14 protein-coding genes are annotated in these 18,148 nt (G+C 72.0%); 10 read left to right on the forward strand and 4 right to left on the reverse strand.

Going from position 1 to position 18,148, the window contains the following annotated elements; genetic code table 11:
* Positions 1 to 16 precede the first annotated feature (16 nt).
* Positions 17 to 1,525 (forward strand): SPFH domain-containing protein, encoded by a 1,509-nt coding sequence (locus ACFYO8_RS12900; protein WP_354866497.1) that lies wholly within the window; start codon positions 17 to 19, stop codon positions 1,523 to 1,525.
* Between the two features lie 54 nt (positions 1,526 to 1,579).
* Here the strand turns inward: ACFYO8_RS12900 and ACFYO8_RS12905 are convergent, their stop codons facing one another.
* Positions 1,580 to 3,040: a CCA tRNA nucleotidyltransferase gene (locus tag ACFYO8_RS12905; RefSeq protein WP_354866495.1), complete on the reverse strand. Its 1,461-nt coding sequence runs from the start codon at positions 3,038 to 3,040 to the stop codon at positions 1,580 to 1,582.
* 132 nt (positions 3,041 to 3,172) lie between these two features.
* Between ACFYO8_RS12905 and murJ the strand changes: the two genes are divergently transcribed.
* From murJ to ACFYO8_RS12940, 7 genes are all read left to right on the forward strand, one after another.
* Positions 3,173 to 4,915 carry a murein biosynthesis integral membrane protein MurJ gene (gene murJ / locus ACFYO8_RS12910; RefSeq protein WP_354866493.1) on the forward strand — a complete coding sequence of 581 codons (1,743 nt, stop codon included), beginning with the start codon at positions 3,173 to 3,175 and terminating at the stop codon, positions 4,913 to 4,915.
* Between the two features lie 410 nt (positions 4,916 to 5,325).
* Complete coding sequence (locus ACFYO8_RS12915; RefSeq protein WP_354866491.1) at positions 5,326 to 6,930, forward strand: protein kinase family protein; 1,605 nt, start codon at positions 5,326 to 5,328, stop codon at positions 6,928 to 6,930.
* Between the two features lie 43 nt (positions 6,931 to 6,973).
* Positions 6,974 to 7,678, forward strand: coding sequence for an RNA polymerase sigma factor SigM (sigM, locus tag ACFYO8_RS12920; RefSeq protein ID WP_354866489.1), 705 nt, complete (start codon positions 6,974 to 6,976; stop codon positions 7,676 to 7,678).
* Positions 7,675 to 8,616, forward strand: coding sequence for a hypothetical protein (locus tag ACFYO8_RS12925; protein WP_354866487.1), 942 nt, complete (start codon positions 7,675 to 7,677; stop codon positions 8,614 to 8,616). The genes sigM and ACFYO8_RS12925 overlap by 4 nt, the downstream gene beginning before the upstream one ends.
* A gap of 176 nt (positions 8,617 to 8,792) precedes the next feature.
* Complete coding sequence (trxB, locus tag ACFYO8_RS12930) at positions 8,793 to 9,746, forward strand: thioredoxin-disulfide reductase (RefSeq protein ID WP_354866486.1); 954 nt, start codon at positions 8,793 to 8,795, stop codon at positions 9,744 to 9,746.
* 38 nt (positions 9,747 to 9,784) lie between these two features.
* On the forward strand, positions 9,785 to 10,108 hold the full coding sequence (trxA, locus tag ACFYO8_RS12935) for a thioredoxin (RefSeq protein WP_030499495.1): 324 nt from the start codon (positions 9,785 to 9,787) through the stop codon (positions 10,106 to 10,108).
* Positions 10,109 to 10,272: 164 nt separating this feature from the next.
* A complete protein-coding gene (locus ACFYO8_RS12940) occupies positions 10,273 to 11,433 on the forward strand; it encodes an N-acetylmuramoyl-L-alanine amidase (protein ID WP_354866483.1) in 1,161 nt (386 codons plus the stop codon).
* An 8-nt stretch (positions 11,434 to 11,441) separates the two neighbouring features.
* On the opposite strand, the gene ACFYO8_RS12945 is transcribed toward ACFYO8_RS12940, so the two are convergent.
* Positions 11,442 to 12,107, reverse strand: coding sequence for a GNAT family N-acetyltransferase (locus tag ACFYO8_RS12945; protein WP_354866481.1), 666 nt, complete (start codon positions 12,105 to 12,107; stop codon positions 11,442 to 11,444).
* Between the two features lie 279 nt (positions 12,108 to 12,386).
* Between ACFYO8_RS12945 and ACFYO8_RS12950 the strand changes: the two genes are divergently transcribed.
* Together ACFYO8_RS12950 and ACFYO8_RS12955 are read left to right on the forward strand one after the other, a co-directional pair.
* Positions 12,387 to 13,700: a PLP-dependent aminotransferase family protein gene (locus ACFYO8_RS12950; RefSeq protein WP_354866479.1), complete on the forward strand. Its 1,314-nt coding sequence runs from the start codon at positions 12,387 to 12,389 to the stop codon at positions 13,698 to 13,700.
* Between the two features lie 7 nt (positions 13,701 to 13,707).
* Positions 13,708 to 14,703, forward strand: coding sequence for a D-alanine--D-alanine ligase (locus ACFYO8_RS12955; RefSeq protein ID WP_354866477.1), 996 nt, complete (start codon positions 13,708 to 13,710; stop codon positions 14,701 to 14,703).
* A 2-nt stretch (positions 14,704 to 14,705) separates the two neighbouring features.
* Here ACFYO8_RS12955 and ACFYO8_RS12960 read toward each other — a convergent pair whose 3' ends face one another.
* Both ACFYO8_RS12960 and ACFYO8_RS12965 read right to left on the reverse strand, forming a co-directional pair.
* A complete protein-coding gene (locus tag ACFYO8_RS12960) occupies positions 14,706 to 15,563 on the reverse strand; it encodes a hypothetical protein (protein ID WP_354866475.1) in 858 nt (285 codons plus the stop codon).
* Between the two features lie 1,536 nt (positions 15,564 to 17,099).
* A complete protein-coding gene (locus ACFYO8_RS12965) occupies positions 17,100 to 18,146 on the reverse strand; it encodes a ParB/RepB/Spo0J family partition protein (protein WP_354866473.1) in 1,047 nt (348 codons plus the stop codon).
* Positions 18,147 to 18,148: the final 2 nt, after the last annotated feature.

The following is an 18,148-nucleotide window of genomic DNA, read 5'->3' on the forward strand; positions in this document are numbered from 1 at the left end:
ACAGACAGGAACCCCCATGCCCCTGCTCGTCGCCATCGGCGGCGCGGTCCTCCTCGCCGTCGTCCTCGTCCTGTTCGTGCTCTCCCGGATCAAGGTGGCCGGGCCGAACCAAGCGTTCATCGTCACCGGCCGCAAGGGCCGGACCACCCAGACCGCCGACGGGGCCCGGTCCACCGACATGTCCGGTCAGAAGGTCGTGCTCGGCGCCTCGGTCTTCGTGCTCCCGGTGGTGCAGAAGCTCCAGTCGCTCGACCTGTCCAGCCGCCGGATCGACGTCAGCATCCGCGGCGCGGTGAGCAAGCAGGGCATCCGGACCGAACTGCACGGCGTCGCCATCGTCAAGGTCGGCGGCACCGAGAACGCGATCCGGGCCGCCGCCCAGCGCTTCCTGAACCAGCAGGAGGAGATCGACAACTTCACCCGGGAGGTGCTGGCCGGCGCGCTGCGTTCCATCGTCGGCCGGCTCACCGTCGAGGAGATCATCCGGGACCGGGCGGCGTTCGCCAGTGCGGTCGCCGAGGAGGCCGAGCACTCGATGACCAACCAGGGCCTGGTCCTGGACACGTTCCAGCTCCAGGACATCCTGGCCGAGGGGTCCTACCTGCAGGACCTGGGCCGGCCGGAGGCCGCCCGGGTGCTCAAGGACGCGGCCATCGCCGAGGCGCGGGCCCGGCAGCAGGCCGAGCAGGAGCGGCTGCTCGCCGAGGAGGCGATCGCCGAGGCGAACCGGAACCTGTCGCTCAAGCAGGCCGGCATCCAGGCCGAGATCGACGCGGCGAAGGCCAGGTCGGCGGCGTCCGGCCCGCTCGCCCAGGCCGAGCGGGACCAGGCCATCCTCTCCGAGCAGCAGAAGGTGGCCGAGCGCAACGCCGAGCTGAAGCAGCGCCAGCTCGACACCGAGGTGCGCAAGCCGGCCGACGCGGCCCGGTACAAGGTCGAGCAGGAGGCCGAGGCGGCTCGCAACGCGGCGGTGCTCAACGCCGACGCGCAGCGGCAGGCCACCATCGCCGCCGCGCAGGCCTCCGCCGAGCAGGCGCGCCTCACCGGTGAGGGCGAGCGGGCCCGCCGCGCCGCGCTGGCCGAGGCGAACGCGATCGAGGGCGCCAAGGAGGGCGAGGCCGAGCAGCGTCGTCGTTCCGCCATCGCCGAGGCGGTCGAGCGGGAGGGCCAGGCCGAGGCGGCGGCCATCCTCGCAAAGGGTCAGGCCGAGGCCGACGCGATGGCCCGCAAGGCCGAGGCGTTCGCCGCGTACGGCGAGGCGGCGGTGCTGGACCTGCTGGTCAAGGTGCTGCCCGAGGTGGTCGGCGCGGCGAGCGCCCCGATCGGCGCGATCGACAAGATGACAGTGATCTCCACCGACGGCGCGTCGTCGCTGACCAAGTCCGTGGCCGGCAACGTCGCCCAGGGCCTCCAGCTCGGCACCGACCTGACCGGCATCGACCTGGCCGGGCTGCTGGCACGGCTGGGCAGCAACGCGCAGCCCAACGGCAAGAACACGGTGGACGGCAGCACCGTCACCCAGTGACGACGGCGACGCCCGCCGGTTCCCCTCGGGAGCCGGCGGGCGTCGTACTGTGGTTCAACCGGTGATGCCCTCGTCGCGCGCCCAGCGCAGCAGCTCCGCCTCGGCCTCGTCGCGGTCCAGCGGGCCGCGCTCCAGACGCAGCTCCTTGAGGTGCTGCCAGGCGCGGCCGACCACCGGCCCAGGCGGTACGCCGAGCAGCTCCATGATCGCGTTGCCGTCCAGGTCGGGCCGGACCCGGGCCAGGTCCTCCTCGGCGGCGAGCCGGGCGATCCGCTCCTCCAGCGCGTCGTAGTCGGCGGCGAGCTGGGCGGCCTTGCGCCGGTTGCGGGTGGTGCAATCGGACCGGGTCAGCTTGTGCAGCCGCGGCAGCAGGTCACCGGCGTCGGTGACGTACCGGCGCACCGCCGAGTCGGTCCACTCGCCCCGGCCGTACCCGTAGAAGCGCAGGTGCAGCCCGACCAGCTTGACCACCTGGGAGGTGATCTCCTTGGAGTAGCGCATCGCCTTCATGCGGCTCTTGGTCAGGCGGGCGCCGACCACCTCGTGGTGGTGGAAGCTGACCCGGCCGTCCGCGCCGACCGCCTTGGTGGCCGGCTTGCCGACGTCGTGCATCAGCGCGGCCATCCGCAGCACGAAGTCGCAGCCGTCGGACTCCAGCGACACGGCGTTGCTGACCACTGTGAGCGTGTGCTCGTAGACGTCCTTGTGCTGCGCGTGCTCGTCGATGGTGAGCTTCAGGCCGGTCAGCTCGGGCAGGAAGCGCTCGGCCAGCCCGGTGTCGACGAGCAGGCGCAGCCCGGTGATCGGGTCGGCGCCGCAGAGCAGCTTGGTGAACTCGTCCCTGATCCGCTCGGCGGTGATCCGGTCCAGGTCGCCGACCATCTCGGTCATGGCCGCGCGGACGTCCGGGTCGACGGCGAAGCGGAGCTGGGCGACGAACCGGGCCGCGCGCAGCATCCGCAGGGGGTCGTCGCGGAACGACTCCTGGGGCGTACCGGGGGTACGAATGATCTTGGCAGCCAGGTCGGCCAGCCCGCCGTACGGGTCGGTGAACCGGTGGTCGGGAAGGCTGACCGCCATCGCGTTGACGGTGAAGTCGCGGCGCTTGAGGTCTTCGGTGAGGCTGGTGCCGTACTGCACCACCGGGTTGCGGCTGACCTGGTCGTAGACCTCCGCCCGGAACGTGGTGATCTCCAGGTTGAGGCCGTCGCGCTGGCAGGCGATGGTGCCGAACTCGCGGCCGGTCTCCCAGATCGACTCCGCCCAGCCGCGGATGACCTTGATCGTCTCGTCCGGGTGGGCGTCGGTGCAGAAGTCGAGGTCGTTGCCGAGCCGGCCGAGCAGCGCGTCGCGGACGGATCCGCCCACCAGGTGCAGTTCGTGACCGGCCTGGGCGAAGCGCCGGCCCAGCTCGTCGGCGACCGGTGAGACTCGGAGCAGTTCGGCGACGGCGTTGCGCTGCGCGGCGGTCAGCTCGCGGCGGTCGGCGGCGTGGGAGGCGGAGGCTTCGGACATGGGATCGCCAGCCTATCGGGCCGGGGGCGGATCGACCGCGCCGGGCGCGGGTAACGGGCTCGGGTTGACTAAGGTTCCGGTTGGGCGGGGCCGGCCGGGCCCGGTTGCCACGTACCCCCTGGAGGCTGGCAGATGAGCGGCGGGCTCTACCGCAGCGCGAACGCGCACGGCGGCGGCCTGCCGCCGGACGACGGCGCCACCTTCATCTCGGCCGATCCGCTGAACCAGCCCGGCGCCGAGGCCGTCGCGCCCCCACAGGAGGTGGTCGCCGAGACCAGCGCCGCGGCGAACAGCGCGGTGATGGCGATCGGCAGCCTGGTCAGCCGGGGTACCGGCTTCATCCGCAACCTGATGATCGGCGCGGCGCTGGGCGGCGCGCTGGTCGGCGACGCCTTCACCACAGCCATCTTCCTGCCGAACCAGGTCTACGAGTTCCTGCTCGGCGGCGTGCTCACCAGCGTGCTGATCCCGGTTCTGGTCCGGCGGCGCAAGTCGGACCCGGACCGGGGCGAGGCGTACTCCCAGCGGCTGCTCACGCTGGCCGTGCTGGCCCTCGCCGCCGTCGCGCTGATCGCGATGATCGGCGCGCCGGTGCTGACCGCCATCTACGCGGGCGGCAAGGACGAGAACTATCGGAACCTCGTCACCGGCCTGTCGTACCTGATGCTGCCGATGCTGTTCTTCACCGGCGTGAGCGCGCTCATCGCCGCGGTGCTGAACACGCGCGGGCACTTCGCCGCCCCGATGTGGGCGCCGATCCTGAACAACCTCGTGGTGATCGGCGTCTGCGGGCTCTACATCGCGGTCTTCGGCGCCAAGATCATCGAGCCCGACGAGATGGGCTGGGACCGGATCCTGCTCATCGGCGGCGGCACGCTGCTCGGCGTCGCGGTCCAGACCGCCGGCCTGCTGCCCGCGCTGCGCAAGGTCGGCTTCCGGTGGAAGTGGCGGTTCGACTTCCGCGCCCTCGGCCTGAGCGAGCTGGCCCGGCTCGGCGGCTGGATGTTCTGCTACGTCGGGGTCAACCAGCTCGGCCTCTTCGTGGTGGTCAACCTGCTCACCCGAGCGGCCGGCGGCGACAACGCCGGCCTGCTGATCTACAACAACGTCTTCCTGTTGCTGATGATGGCGCACGGCATCATCGCGGTCTCGATCATCACCGCGCTGATGCCCCGGATGAGCGCTGCCGCCGCCGAGAACCGGTTCGGCGACGTCACCGCCGACCTGTCCCGCGGCACCCGGATGGTCAGCGCGGTGCTCGCACCCATCGCGGTCTGCTACGCGGTGCTGGCCGCCCCGCTCTCGGTGGTGGTCTTCCGGTACGGCGCGTTCACCGGCGACAACGCGGTGGCCACCTCGACAGTGCTGCTGGTGGCGGCGCTCGGTCTGGTGCCGTTCGCGGTCAGCCAGCTCTTCACCTTCGCGTTCTACGCGCTGCCGGACACCCGTACCCCGGCTCTGGTCAACATCCCGGTGGTGATCCTGCGCGTCCTGCTCCAGGTGGGTCTGTTCCTGCTCTTCTCGAACACGTTCGCCGCGGCCGGGATGATGCTCGGCAACGCCGTGTCGTACCTGGCGGCGGCGATCATCTCGGCGATGCTGCTGCGGCCCCGGGTGGGCCGGATCGGGCTGGGCGGGATCGTGCGGACGCTCGGCCGGGTGGTAGTGGCAGCCCTCGGCGCGGCGGTCGTCGGCCTGCTCGTGGTGGCGGTGCTCCCCGGCGACCCGGAGAACCTGAGCTGGCTCGCCGCCGCGGCCCAGTTGGTGATCGGCGGCGCGGCGATCGGCGCGACCTACCTCGGACTCGCCATGGTGCTGCGGATCGGCGAGATCACCGAGGTGGTCGGGATGGTCCGGCGACGCCTCGGGCGTTGACGCCGTCGGTGACCGACGGTGAACGAGGATCACCAGCCTGGGGATACGGCTGTGGATAACTCGGAATTCCCCCGTCCACTGGGCCTCTCGGCCTGTGGACAACCAACCGTACGGACGAGGGAGCGCAGGCCGGGGCGGGGGAAACCACTCCACCGCCGCACCGGTACGCCCCTGTGCCACCTCGTTGCCGTCAACCTCTAGATTGGCGGTGCGTGTCCGGCTCGCCCGCCGGGTGGGCGGGTGACCCGGCCGGGGCCAGTGGCGACTGGCCTTCCGGCCGGTCACAGCGGGAAGATGACATGTCGGAGAACCGGGCATCCCGGGTAAGGTCGCTCTCGACGGGTACGACCGGGATCGACGCGGGTGTCGAGACCGTCGGCCGTTCCACCGAAGGCAGAGCGGGAAGCCACATGCCCAGCAGCACGGGTCCATCGATCGACGCGATCACCGAGGGAGGACGGGTGACCCAGGTCGGCGAGGGTCAGGAAGCGGAGGAGACCACTCCTGCGAACGTGACCCTCGGTGCTCCCACGGTCGGTGAGCTGCTCGCCGAGCGGTACGAGCTGGTCGAGCACGTCAACAACGACAGCGCGGGCCGGCTGGTCTGGCGTGGTGTCGACGTGGTGCTGCGCCGTCCGGTCGCCGTGGTCCTCCGCTACCCGGGTGGCGACTCCGCCACCGAGATGCTTCAGGCCGCGGTCGCCGCGAGCCGCGTCATCCACCCCAACCTGGTCGGCGTCTACGACGCGATCGACGAGGACGACCGGGCCTACGTGGTCCGCGAGTGGGTCGACGGGCAGTCGCTGCGCGAGCTGGTCGCCGCCGACGGGCCGCTTGATCCGGCGCGGGCCACCGCGATCGGCAACGCCGTCGCCAGCGCCCTCGCCGCCGTGCACGCCACCGGCATGGTGCACGGCAACCTGCACCCCGGCACCGTGATGATCAGCGACGAGGGCCGGGTGGTGCTCGCCGACGCCCGTACCGACGGTGCGGACAGCCAGGAGAACGACCTGCGCGCGGTCGGCGGGGTGCTCTACTTCGCCCTGACCGGGCACTGGCCGCACGGTGAGGCCCCGCTGCACGGCGCCACCGCCGGGCACGGCCGCGCCGCCCTGCCGGACGCCGTCCGGGACGCCGGTGGCGCCATCGCCGCGCCCCGGCAGATGCGCGCCGGAGTGCCGGCCTACCTCGACGACCTGACCATGGACCTGCTCGACCCGGAGATCGCCCCGCCGTCGTCGGACGTGCTGGCCGCCGAGCTGAGCCGGCTCGACATCCCGGCCGACGAGCAGTTCCTGGAGCAGGCCGGCCCGCTGCGCTTCACCGCCGAGCCCGGCGAGGAGCCTTCCCCGCTGGCCGCGGCCGGCGGTCGCAAGGTCGCCATCGGCATCGCCGGTCTGCTGGCGGTGGCCCTGGTCGGGCTGCTCATCGGCATCAACGCGCTCGGTGGTGGCGACGACGGCGACAAGGAGCCGGTCGCCCAGCCGTCGAACAGCGCGCCGGCCACCGGCGGGGCCGAGCCCGCCGCGCAGGTCCGCAAGCTCACCATCGACGACGTACGGATCATCGATCCGGACGGCGACCGCGCCGAGGTGCGCAACGCCGAGAAGGTGATCGACGGTAACGACGACGAGGGCTGGGAGACAAACACCTACCGGACGAACGCCAAGTTCGGCGGGCTCAAGAAGGGCATGGGTGTCTGGATCGACCTGGGCGCCCCGCACTCGGTCAAGCAGTTGGAGGCCACGCTCTCGGCCACCGGCGCCACGGTCGAACTGCGCGCCGGCACCCGCGGCGACTTCCCGTCCAGCTCCTCCGGCGACAAGCAGCTCGTCAACGCCTACTCGACGCTGATCGGTCCGCCGAACGAGGACGGCGGCACCAAGATGATCTTCAACGCGTTCGAGCCGGACCAGAAGTACCAGTACCTGCTGTTCTGGATCACCAAGCTGCCGGCGAAGGACAGCGGCAACTGGAAGCTCGGCGTCCAGGAGATCGTGGTCCAGGGCTCGTGACCCGGCCGCCGTCCCCGCCGCGCCACCTCCACCGGATGTGGTGATGGCGGAACGCGACGGCCTGCGGCCCGGCCGCACCGACCTGGAACTCCTGCGGGCGCACGTGGCCGGCGACCGGGACGCCTTCACCGAACTGTTCCAGCGGCACCGGGACCGGCTCTGGGCGGTCGCGCTGCGGACGATCGGCGACCGGGAGGAGGCCGCCGACGCCCTCCAGGACGCCATGCTGTCGGCGCACCGCGCGGCGGCCCGGTTCCGGGGCGACTCGGCGGTCACCACCTGGATGCACCGCATCGTGGTGAACGCCTGCCTGGACCGGATCCGGCGCCGGCAGACACACGCCACCGTCCCACTGCCCGACGGGGTGCACACCGACGGCGAGCCGGGCCGGCACACCGGCGGTCCGGAACCGGCCGCGCCGGTCCGCGACCACGACACCGCGCTCGTGGTCCGGCAGGCGCTCGCCGCACTGCCCGCGGAACAGCGGGCCGCGTTGGTCCTGGTCGACGTGCAGGGCTACCCGGTGGCCGAGGCCGCCGCCGTGCTCGGCGTCGCCGAGGGAACGGTCAAGAGCCGGTGCGCCAGGGGCCGGGCACGTCTCGCCGTGCTGCTCGGACACCTGCGGACCGGCACCGACGCCCCGGCCGGCGACGTGCCGCCGCTCACTCCCGGGAACCGTCGGCGTCCCGAGGGCGTCGGATCCTCGTCGGGAGCGTCCCGTCAGGCCGTCAGCCAGGAGGAGCCGTGACTTCCCGGGAGTTCAGCGAGGTCGACCACGACCTGCTCGCCGACTACCTCGGCGGTGCGCTGGACGGCACCCCCGAGCAGGCCACCGTGGCGCGGCTGGTCAAGCAGGACCCGGCCTGGCGTGCCGCGTACGAGAATCTCGCCGACGCGGTCGAGCTGGTCGGCGCCGACCTGGCCGGCTGGGCCGCGTCCTCCCCGCCGGAGATGCCACAGGCGGTGGCCGACCGGATCACGGCGGCGCTCGCCGGGGCAGGCCCGGCGCTGCGCGACGGTACGCCGCTCGTGCCGGCGCAGTCCGGCGGCCCGAGCCGGCCACCCGGCACGGCATCCCGTACCGACCGGCCCGGCGGCCCCGGCCGTCGCCCTCGGCGCTGGGCCCGCATCGCCGGGCCGGTGGCCCTGGCCGCGGCGTCGGTCGCCGCGGTGGGGCTCGGTGTCGGCCGGCTGGCGGACCCGGGCGACGGCGGTACGGCCGACCAGGCAGCCCGGGAGGCGGCGCCGATGGCCGCCGCGCCGTACCGGACCACCGGACCGGCCCTGCGCAGCGACACCGACTGGACACCGGAACGCCTCGCCGTCGACCGGATGCCCGCCCGAGCGAAGTCGATGCCGGCGGACATGGCCGGGCCGTCCGGCGCGGCGAAGGACGGCGCGGAGACGCCCCTGTACACCGAGAAGTACCGCGTCGGCGCCCTCGGCGGGCTGGACCGGCTGACCCGGCCGGAGACGCTCGCCGCGTGCCTCACCGCGATCGGTGCCGAGCACGCCGCCGGGCCGCTCACCGTGAACATGGTCGACTACGCCCGGTTCCAGGGCGCTCCGGCGCTCGTGGTGACGTTCGCGGACTCGACCGGCGCCCGCTGGGGCTGGGCGAGCGGGCCGGAGTGCGGCGTACCCGGGTCCGGCGCGGACACGCGCTTCCGTACGCGGGTAGGGTGAAAACGCGGTCATCACGCATGTCCCGCCACGTGACCTGACCCACCGGATGACCGGCTCGGGAATCCCCGCTTCGTACGATGACGTTCTGCAAGTCAGGCGCCGGCGCCGCTGAGCCGTCGGCACTCGGGATCGACATCGGTGCGGCCGGTGACGAACACACACATCGGGAGACGGCAGTGGACGAGGTCCGCAACCTGATCATCATCGGCTCCGGTCCGGCCGGCTACACGGCGGCGGTCTACGCCGCCCGCGCCAACCTGAAGCCGCTGGTGATCGAGGGCGTGCAGTCGGGTGGCGCGCTGATGACCACCACCGAGGTGGAGAACTTCCCCGGTTTCGCGGACGGCATCCTCGGCCCCGAGCTGATGGACAACATGCGCAAGCAGGCCGAGCGTTTCGGCGCCGAGTTCCTCACCGACGACGTGACCCGCGTCGAGCTGAAGGACACCGGCGAGATCGGCTCCGACACGGTGAGCACCGTGTGGGTGGGCGAGACCGCGTACCGCGCCCGCGCCGTGATCCTCTCCACCGGCTCGGCCTGGCGTCCGCTGGGCGTGCCGGGCGAGCAGGAATACCTGGGCCACGGCGTGTCGTCCTGCGCCACCTGTGACGGCTTCTTCTTCCGCAACCAGCACATCGTGGTGGTCGGCGGCGGCGACTCGGCGATGGAGGAGGCCAGCTTCCTCACCCGGTTCGCCGAGTCGGTGACCATCATCCACCGCCGCGACTCGTTCCGCGCCAGCAAGATCATGGCCGATCGGGCGCTGGGCAACGAGAAGATCAAGGTCGAGTGGAACTCCGTGGTCGAGGAGATCCTCGGCGACGACGGCAAGGTCAACGGCGTACGGGTGCGCAACGTGCACACCGGCGAGAGCAAGGTGCTCGACGTCACGGGCGTCTTCGTGGCGATCGGTCACGACCCCCGCAGCGAGCTGTTCCGCGGTCAGGTGGAGCTCGACGACGAGGGGTACGTGAAGGTCGAGGCACCGAGCACCCGTACCAGCGTGCCCGGCGTGTTCGCGGCGGGTGACGTGGTCGACCACACCTACCGGCAGGCCATCACGGCGGCCGGCACCGGCTGCGCCGCCGCGCTGGACGCCGAGCGCTTCATCGCCACCATCCAGGGCTGAGAGTTCGACGAGCAAGGTTCGGAGGAGGAGAGTTCATAGTGGGAGCAACCAAGGCGGTCACTGACGCGAGTTTCGTCAGCGACGTGCTGCAGTCCGACAAGCCGGTCCTGGTCGACTTCTGGGCGGAGTGGTGCGGCCCGTGCCGCAAGGTCTCGCCGCTGCTGGAGGAAATCGCCGGCGAAATGAAGGACCAGGTCACCATCGTCAAGCTGAACATCGACGAGAACCCGGAGACGGCCCGCGCCTACCGGGTGATGTCGGTGCCGACGCTGACGATCTTCAAGAACGGCCAGCCCGTCCAGTCGATCGCCGGCGCCAAGCCGAAGGGCGAGTTGCTCAAGCTCATCGAGTCGGCGCTCTGAGCCGTACCGACAGCGCCGGAACCCCCGTCACCCAGCCCGGGTGACGGGGGTTCCCGCTTTCCTGACCTGCATGAACACGAACCCGCTGGGTACCGGTCACGGTACGCTCCGTAAGCATCCGTCGGAGTTCCGGTCCTGCCAAAGTCCGTGCATAGGGGGTCGTCGTGCATCCGATCCGACCCGGTGACCAGGGACCGGCGGTGGCCGAGATCCGTACCGTGCTCGTCGGCCTGGAGCTTCTTCCCGCCGACAGCGGGGGCGACGACTACGACGCCGAGACCGAACGCGCGGTCCGGGCGTTCCAGCAGTCCCGCGGCCTCAGCGTCGACGGGCGCGTCGGTGCCGAGACCTGGCGGGCGCTGGACGCGGCCCGCTGGCGGTTCGGCGCCCGCGCGCTCTTCCACGCCGTACCCGAGCCGATCACCGGCGAGGACGTCCGCTCGCTCCAGGAACGCCTGCTGGAGATGGGGTACGACGTGGGACGCGCCGACGCCATCTACGGCATCCGAACCTCCCGCGCGGTGGCCCAGTTCCAGCGGGAGATGGGGCTGAAACCGGACGGCTCGTGCGGGCCGCACACCGTCAACGCGCTGCGCCGCCTCGGCCGGAAGGTGGTCGGCGGACGCCCGCAGTGGCTGCGCGAGTCCGACGCCATCCGGCAGGCCGGACCGGAACTCGTCGGGCGGACCGTGGTGATCGACCCGGGGCACGGGGGCACCGATCCGGGCGTGGTGGTGCCCGACGGCACGCTGCGCTGGACCGAGGCGGACCTCGTCCACGACCTCGCCAGCCGGCTGGAAGGGCGGCTCGCCGCCGCGGGCGTACGCGTGCAGCTCACCCGGGGCCCGTCGCCGGACGACTGCCTGCCGGACGCGGACCGGGCCGAGCTCGCCAACTCCCTCGGCGCCGACGTGTTCGTCTCGCTGCACACCGACGGGCACGCCAACCCGGAGGCCGAGGGGGTGGCCACCTACCACTACGGCACCGACAACGGCGTCACGTCGGCGACCGGCGAACGCCTGGCCGGGCTCGTGCAGCGGGAGATCGTGGCCCGCACCGGGCTGCGCGACTGCCGTACCCACGCCAAGGCGTGGGAGCTGCTCCGGCTCACCCGGATGCCCGCGGTACGTGTCGAGGTCGGCTACCTCACCTCACCTGACGACCGGGCGCGGCTCGTCGACCCGCGATTCCGGGACCGGGTGGTCGAGGCCATCGTGGCCGGCGTGCAGCGCATGTACCTGCCGATCGAACGGGACGTGCCGACCGGCTCGATCGACGTGAGCGAACTGCGGGCGATCGTCGCCGCCGGCAACGTGGTCGACTGACCCGCGGCTCAGCCGGTGGAGCGGGTGGCGGGCGCCGGGCGGACCGGCCGCAGCAGCGTCTCCGGGCTCATCGAGCCGAGCAGCTTCTCCAGCGCGTACTCGACGTCCGACTTCCAGCTCAGCGCCGTTCGCAACTCCAGCCGCAGGCGGGGGTAACGCGGGTGCGGCCGGACCGTCTTGAAGCCCACCGAGAGGAAGAAGTCGGCGGGCGCCACGCAGGCTCGGGCCGGGTCGTCCGCGTCGTCGCCGAACTTCGCGTCGCCGAACGCCTCGATCGCCTTGATGCCGCGCTTGGTCAGGTCGCGGGCCACACCCTGCACCAGCATCCGGCCCAGGCCGCCGTCGGCGAAGGCGGGCACCACGTGCGCCGTCATCAGCAGCGCCGCGTCCGCCGAGACCGGCGAGGTGGGAAACGCCATCGAGCGCGGGACGTACGCGGGCGGGGCGTACATGACGAAACCGGCCGGCATGCCGTCGACGTAGATGAGCTTGCCGCAGGAGCCCCACTCCAGCAGCGTCTGGGAGACCCACGCCTCCTTCTCCAGGCCCGGGTCGCCCGCGGCGCAGGCCCGCTCGGCGGAGACCGGATCCAGCTCCCAGTAGACGCACTGCCGGCAGGATCGAGGCAGGTCCTCCAGCGTGTCGAGGGTCAGGCTGACCAGACGTCGCGACATGAGCGCACCCCACCACTAGGCTCGGAGCGCCGGTGACCCCGCGCCCTCCTGCTCCCGACGAGCGATCGTACGCGTCTGTCCGGCGATACGGGAGGGAACGCGCGAACGCCCGCCCGGACCGGCGGGGGCGGGTCCGGGATGTGGACGTGTCCACACGGCCGGTGCCGCCGCCGTCACCGGGGACTACGATCGACAAACGGCCCCCGCCGCCAATGGATGTCGGCATCGCGGGTACCACACCGGGCGGCAGCCCCGCCGACACCCGATCGAGGTGATGTCATGACCGGCACGACGCTCGACGACTACACCGACCGGTACGCCCGGCGCGTCCGCGGGATGACCGCCTCGGAGATCCGGGCGCTCTTCGCGGTGGCCAGTCGGCCGGAGGTCGTCTCGCTCGCCGGTGGGGCACCCTACATCGCGGCGCTGCCGCTGGACGCAGTCGGCGAGATGCTCGGCCGGCTCGGCTCCGACCACGGCGCCACCACCCTCCAGTACGGCATCGGCCAGGGCACTCTCGAGCTGCGCGAGCGGATCTGCGAGGTGATGTCGCTGTCCGGGATCGACGCCTCCTGCGGCGCCTCACCGGAGGACGTGGTGGTCACGGTCGGCGGCCAGCAGGCCCTCGACCTGGTGGCTCGCCTCTTCCTGGATCCGGGTGACGTGGTGCTCGCCGAGGGCCCGACGTACGTCGGCGCGCTCGGGGTGTTCCAGGCCGCCCAGGCCCAGGTGGCCCACGTGCCGATGGACGACGAAGGACTCATCCCGGAGGCGCTGGAGGTGGCCATCGCCGACCTGGCGCGCGCCGGCCGGCGGGTGAAGTTCCTCTACACGATCCCCACCTACCAGAACCCCGCCGGCGTGACGCTGAGCGAGGAGCGGCGCGAACGGGTGCTCGACATCTGCGAGCGCGCCGGACTGCTCGTGGTGGAGGACGACCCGTACGGTCAGCTCGGTTTCGAGGGTGAGGCGCCCGCACCGCTGCGCGCCCGGCGCCGCGACGGCGTCTTCTACCTGAGCACGTTCTCCAAGACGTTCGCGCCGGGCCTGCGGGTGGGCTGGATCCTGGCGCCGCACGCGGTCCGCGACAAGCTGGTCATCGCCAGCGAGGCACAGATCCTCTGCCCGAGCGCCTACGCGCAGGCGGCCGTCTCGACGTACCTCGGCACCATGCCCTGGCGGCAGCAGCTCAAGGTCTACCGCGAGGTCTACCGCGAGCGCCGGGACGCGTTGCTCGACGCGATGGCCGACCTGATGCCCGAGGGCACCACGTGGACCAGGCCGCAAGGCGGCCTGTTCGTCTGGGCGACGCTGCCCGGCGGCCTCGACTCCAAGGCGATGATGCCGCGGGCCGTTGCCGCCCGCGTCGCGTACGTGCCGGGGACCGGCTTCTACGCCGACGGCACCGGCACCGGCAACATGCGGCTCAACTTCTCCTTCCCGACGCCGGAGCGGATCCGCGAGGGCGTTCGCCGGCTCGCCGGGGTGATGGAGCAGGAGATCGCCATGCGCAGGGTCTTCGGCGCGGTCGGCGGTGCCGGACCTCGCCGTCGCCAGGGCGGCTCGGACGCGCCCGGCCCCGACTTGGCATGATGCCCGCATGTCCGACAGCACCGCCGCACCCTCTCCCGTGACCGGATCCTCCGTCGACGAGTTGCACGTGCTCGTGCTCGCGGGTGGCCTCTCCTACGAGCGGGACGTCTCGCTGCGCTCCGGTCGCCGGGTCCTCGACGCGCTGCGCGCGGTGGGCGTACAGGCGGAACTCCGCGACGCCGACGTGACGCTGCTGCCCGCCCTGACCGCTGACCCCCCGGACGCGGTGGTGATCGCCCTGCACGGCGCCACCGGCGAGGACGGCTCGCTGCGCGGCGTACTCGACCTCTGGGACGTGCCCTACGTCGGCTGCGACGCCCGCTCGTCCCGGCTCGCCTGGGACAAGCCGTCGGCGAAGGCGGTGCTGCGCGAGGCGGGCATCCCCACGCCCGACTGGGTGGCGCTGCCGCACGACCGCTTCTCCGAGCTGGGCGCGGTGGCCGTCCTGGACCGGATCGTCGAGCGCCTCGGGCTGCCGCTGATGGTCAAGCCCGCGCAGGGCGGTTCGGGACTGGGCGCCGCCGTGGTCCGGGAGGCGGCGTCGCTGCCGGCCGCGATGGTGGGTTGTTTCGCGTACGACCAGACGGCGCTCGTGGAGCGCTACGTCCCCGGAATGGACGTGGCGGTCTCCGTGCTCGACCTCGGCGAGGGCCCGCAGGCCCTGCCCCCGGTCGAGATCGTGCCGCGCAACGGCGTCTACGACTACGCGGCCCGCTACACCGCCGGGCGTACCACCTGGCACGCGCCCGCCCGGCTCGACGCCGCGACCACCGCCCGGGTGACCGAGGTGGCGCTCGCCGCACACGCCGCGCTCGGCTTGCGCGACCTGTCCCGGGTCGACCTCATCGTCGACGCCGAGGGCGAGCCGCACGTGCTGGAGGTGAACGTCTCGCCGGGCATGACCGAGACGTCGCTCCTGCCGCTGGCGATCCAGGCGGCCGGGCTGGACTTCGGCCGGGTCCTGGGCGCGCTCGTGACCCGGGCCGCCGCCCGCCGCCGCTGACCTCAGCTCTCCGGGGTACGCCCCGCGCCCGGCCGGTCGTCCGGGACGTTCTTCGGCTCGTCCTCGTCGTCGCTGGTTGGATCGCCGCTCGGCGCGCTGGCCGGCGCCGGGCCGGCCTGCGGCACCGGGCCGGGCTCCGAGGGGTCCGTCGAGGGGTCTGAGAGGTCCGCTACCGCGTCGGACTCCGGGATCTCGTCCGCAGCCTCGATGACCGACACGGACTCCTCCTCGATCTCCTCAGGGGTGTTCGCCGGGGAGGTCGCGGAGAGAGTCGACGGCGCCTGCCAGTGGATGCGCGGCGGCTCGGCCAGCGGACGGCCGCCGAACTCGGCGAGCCACGCGGCAACCATGGCGAGGTTCTCCCGCCACTGCTCCTCGGAGATCGGGGGCAGGATCGAGTCCCACAGCGACAGGAACGTGCCCCGCAGTTGCAGCCGCCCGTACGGCCGGGCCAGGAACCACAGGTGCAGGTGCGCCGACCCGTCGCCCCACCGGTTCACGTGAACCCGAGCCACCCCGTCGAGCGAGCGCACGGCCCGCTCCAGGCGCACTGTCATCACGCCAAGCTCGGCGGCGAGCAGGTTCGGCAGATCGCCCAGATCCAGGTGGGAGCGGGATTCCAGGATCAGGACCATCGGCAGGCCGGTGGGCCGGTCCATGGCGCGGACGCGCCACCGCTCACCGACCCAGATGTACGCCTCGTCGGGCGCGTTGCAGGCGGTGCACTCCCGGTCCGCCTCGCCACGGCGGGGAGGTTCGAACGGTACGGGGTCGTCGAGCTGCTTGACGCGGAGATCGCCCTCGAAGGGGAAGGACGGCCACTGGGTGAAGTCGGGAACTGAGGGAGGGGTGTCCGGCACGACGCTGACCCTAACCGAGTTGGCGACGCCTGTCCCTACCCGTTCCACTGACCGCACACAGGTTGTCCACCGCGTTGTCCACAGGCTGGCGAGATCACCAGCACAGCGCGTCATGCACTGCTCAGTAAGGGTTTCATCGCTCCGTTTCACGTGAAACGGAGCGAGCCTGTGGACAACCGCTGTGGATAACCCTGGGTGGATCCCGGGCCCGTTCATCAAACGATCCAGCGACGGATCGGCACCGGCGGTGGTGGCTTCTGGTATTCGTTTCACGTGAAACGGCCCGGGCGTCGTGGTCGCTGCTCTGCTCCGCGGCTGGCGTTGGCACCGCGCCTCGCTTTGTCTCAGACGGCTGCTTTTCTGGCCGGCGGCAAGTCATGGCACGGCGACGGCTGAAGCTGTCCGAGTGCGAGCTGCTGCTGTCGATCGGTCATGGGTCAGGGTCTAGCCGACGACCGAACGACAGCGCGTCCTCGGTTGGATCGGGCGGCTTCGCCGCACCCGACATCGGAGTTGCTGTTTCACGTGAAACGGCCGTCCTCGTCAGTCACCACACCGGAGCGCAAGAGTTGCGGGCTGGATGTGGTTCGGTAGCGGGAGGCCTCATCGCCGGAGCCTTCGACTGCCTCGGTCTGAACCAAGGGTGTCGGTCCTCGGATCTACCGCGCGTGACGTCGGCGAATGGGGCCAGGCTGTGCCGGAGCATCTACTCGCCAGGAGTGCCCCGTGGCTCGTCTTCGTCGCCATACTCCGGCGCCTGAGCCCGCCGCGCTCTGCTCAGCGTGACCCGCCGGAGGGTGGCAGGTCCGGGCTGCCCCACCCGAGCACGCTGATGCGGACTACAGCCGTCGGACCTCTACACGCCAAGGGTCAGGCTCTCCGGCTAACCGCTTGCGGCCACCGTTCGCGGTCTCCACCCGTTTGACTCCGTTCCCGGCTCGGCTTGGCGGCAACGGCTAAGACCAACCCGGCTCAGCGTGCCCAGCTAGGACCAACCCGGCTCAGCGGTCCCCAACTTCAGCGCTCCCGAACTCAGCGCCTCACCCGGCTGGCGCCTCACCCGGCTCAGCGGCGATCTGGCTCACCGCGTGGCGGCTCGCTTCGCGGCTTTGCGCGCCGCGGCTCGCGCACTTCGAGGCTTACGGTGCACGGTGCACGCCCAACGGCCGTGGCTCGCGCTTCAAGGCACCCCTCCAGCATCCGCGCTTCGCGCCCCAACGCTCAGCGCGCCACCGTTCAAACGCCCTGGCTCCCTTAGGCCCTCTTCGGCCCTCGGTCTTCGCCTGCCGACACGCCCGCTCGCCAGTTCGGGCTCGTCAAGCCACCGCAGGGTCGGCCGACCGCAGTCAGGCTCGGCCACAGGCTCTCCGTTTCACGTGAAACGGCGGTCAATGTCGGGGAGACTCCTCGCCCGCTCAAAGACCGGGAGGCGAGAGCCCTCGCTTCAACCTCCCGACCGGGGCAAGGCCCGGAAACGTTGATCCGGCCGCACCCCCTCGGCGGGGTGCGGCCGGATCAACGACCTGAGAAGCCGGGCTACGCCTCGGGCTGCCCCTCCTCGCCCATGCCGATGATCCCGACGATCCGCTCCAGGTCGTCAACGGTGGCGAACTCGATCGTGATCTTGCCCTTGCTGCGGCCGATGTCGACCTTCACCCGGGTGTCGAACCGGTCGGAGAGCCGGTCCGCGAGATCGGTGAGGGCCGGGGCGTGCGCCTTCGGCCTGCGCTTGGCCGCGGCGGACTTCGCCGGCTCCTCGGCGAGCGCCAGGTGCACGAGTTCCTCGGCGCCGCGTACGGTGATGCCCTCGCGCACGATGCGCTCCGCCAGCGCCTCCTGCGCCTCTGCGTTGTCCAGGCTGAGCAGGGCCCGGGCGTGGCCGGCGGAGAGGACGCCGGCGGCGACCCGGCGCTGCACGGCCGGCGGCAGGTTCATCAGCCGGATGGTGTTGGAGATCTGCGGGCGGCTACGGCCGATCCGCCGGGCCAACTCCTCGTGCGTGGCGCCGAACTCCTCCAGCAGTTGCTGGTACGCCGCCGCCTCTTCGAGCGGGTTGAGGTTCGCGCGGTGGATGTTCTCCAGCAGCGCGTCCCGGAGCATGGCGTCGTCCTTGGTGTCCCGGACGATGGCGGGGATGGTCTCCCGGCCGACCGCCTGGGCGGCACGCCAGCGCCGCTCGCCCATCACGAGTTCGAACTTCTCGAGGTCGAGCTGGCGAACCACGATCGGCTGGAGGAAGCCGACCTCCTGGATCGAGGTCTTCAGCTCCTCCAGTGCCTCCTCGTCGAAGACGTGCCGGGGCTGCTTCGGGTTCGGCACGATCGCGTCGACCGGGATCTCCGCGAAGCGGGCACCGGGCACCGGGCTCAGATGAGACTCGGGCTCGGCCGGCGGAGGCGGGGTGCTCCCGACGCCACCGGTTATGGCAGCGGTGGCGTCGGCAACCGGGGTCGGGGCCGACGGAGACGCGCTGCCAACTGACGGCTCCGGCTCGACGGCAGCCGGTTCGGTGCCCGGTACCGGGCCTGTGGGGATGAGTGCGCCGAGCCCTCGGCCCAGCCCGCCGCGGGGACGGTTCTTCATAC

The organism is Micromonospora sp. NPDC005257 (assembly GCF_042872445.1).
In the GTDB taxonomy this organism is placed as follows: Bacteria; Actinomycetota; Actinomycetes; order Mycobacteriales; family Micromonosporaceae; genus Micromonospora.

What these genes read in the sequence shown, in the direction of transcription:
- ACFYO8_RS12900 (WP_354866497.1), top strand. Translation starts at nt 17, where the DNA reads ATGCCCCTGCTCGTCGCCATCGGCGGCGCGGTCCTCCTCGCCGTCGTC.
- ACFYO8_RS12905 (WP_354866495.1), bottom strand. Translation starts at nt 3,040, where the DNA reads ATGTCCGAAGCCTCCGCCTCCCACGCCGCCGACCGCCGCGAGCTGACC.
- murJ (WP_354866493.1), top strand. Translation starts at nt 3,173, where the DNA reads ATGAGCGGCGGGCTCTACCGCAGCGCGAACGCGCACGGCGGCGGCCTG.
- ACFYO8_RS12915 (WP_354866491.1), top strand. Translation starts at nt 5,326, where the DNA reads ATGCCCAGCAGCACGGGTCCATCGATCGACGCGATCACCGAGGGAGGA.
- sigM (WP_354866489.1), top strand. Translation starts at nt 6,974, where the DNA reads ATGGCGGAACGCGACGGCCTGCGGCCCGGCCGCACCGACCTGGAACTC.
- ACFYO8_RS12945 (WP_354866481.1), bottom strand. Translation starts at nt 12,107, where the DNA reads ATGTCGCGACGTCTGGTCAGCCTGACCCTCGACACGCTGGAGGACCTG.
- ACFYO8_RS12950 (WP_354866479.1), top strand. Translation starts at nt 12,387, where the DNA reads ATGACCGGCACGACGCTCGACGACTACACCGACCGGTACGCCCGGCGC.
- ACFYO8_RS12955 (WP_354866477.1), top strand. Translation starts at nt 13,708, where the DNA reads ATGTCCGACAGCACCGCCGCACCCTCTCCCGTGACCGGATCCTCCGTC.
- ACFYO8_RS12965 (WP_354866473.1), bottom strand. Translation starts at nt 18,146, where the DNA reads ATGAAGAACCGTCCCCGCGGCGGGCTGGGCCGAGGGCTCGGCGCACTC.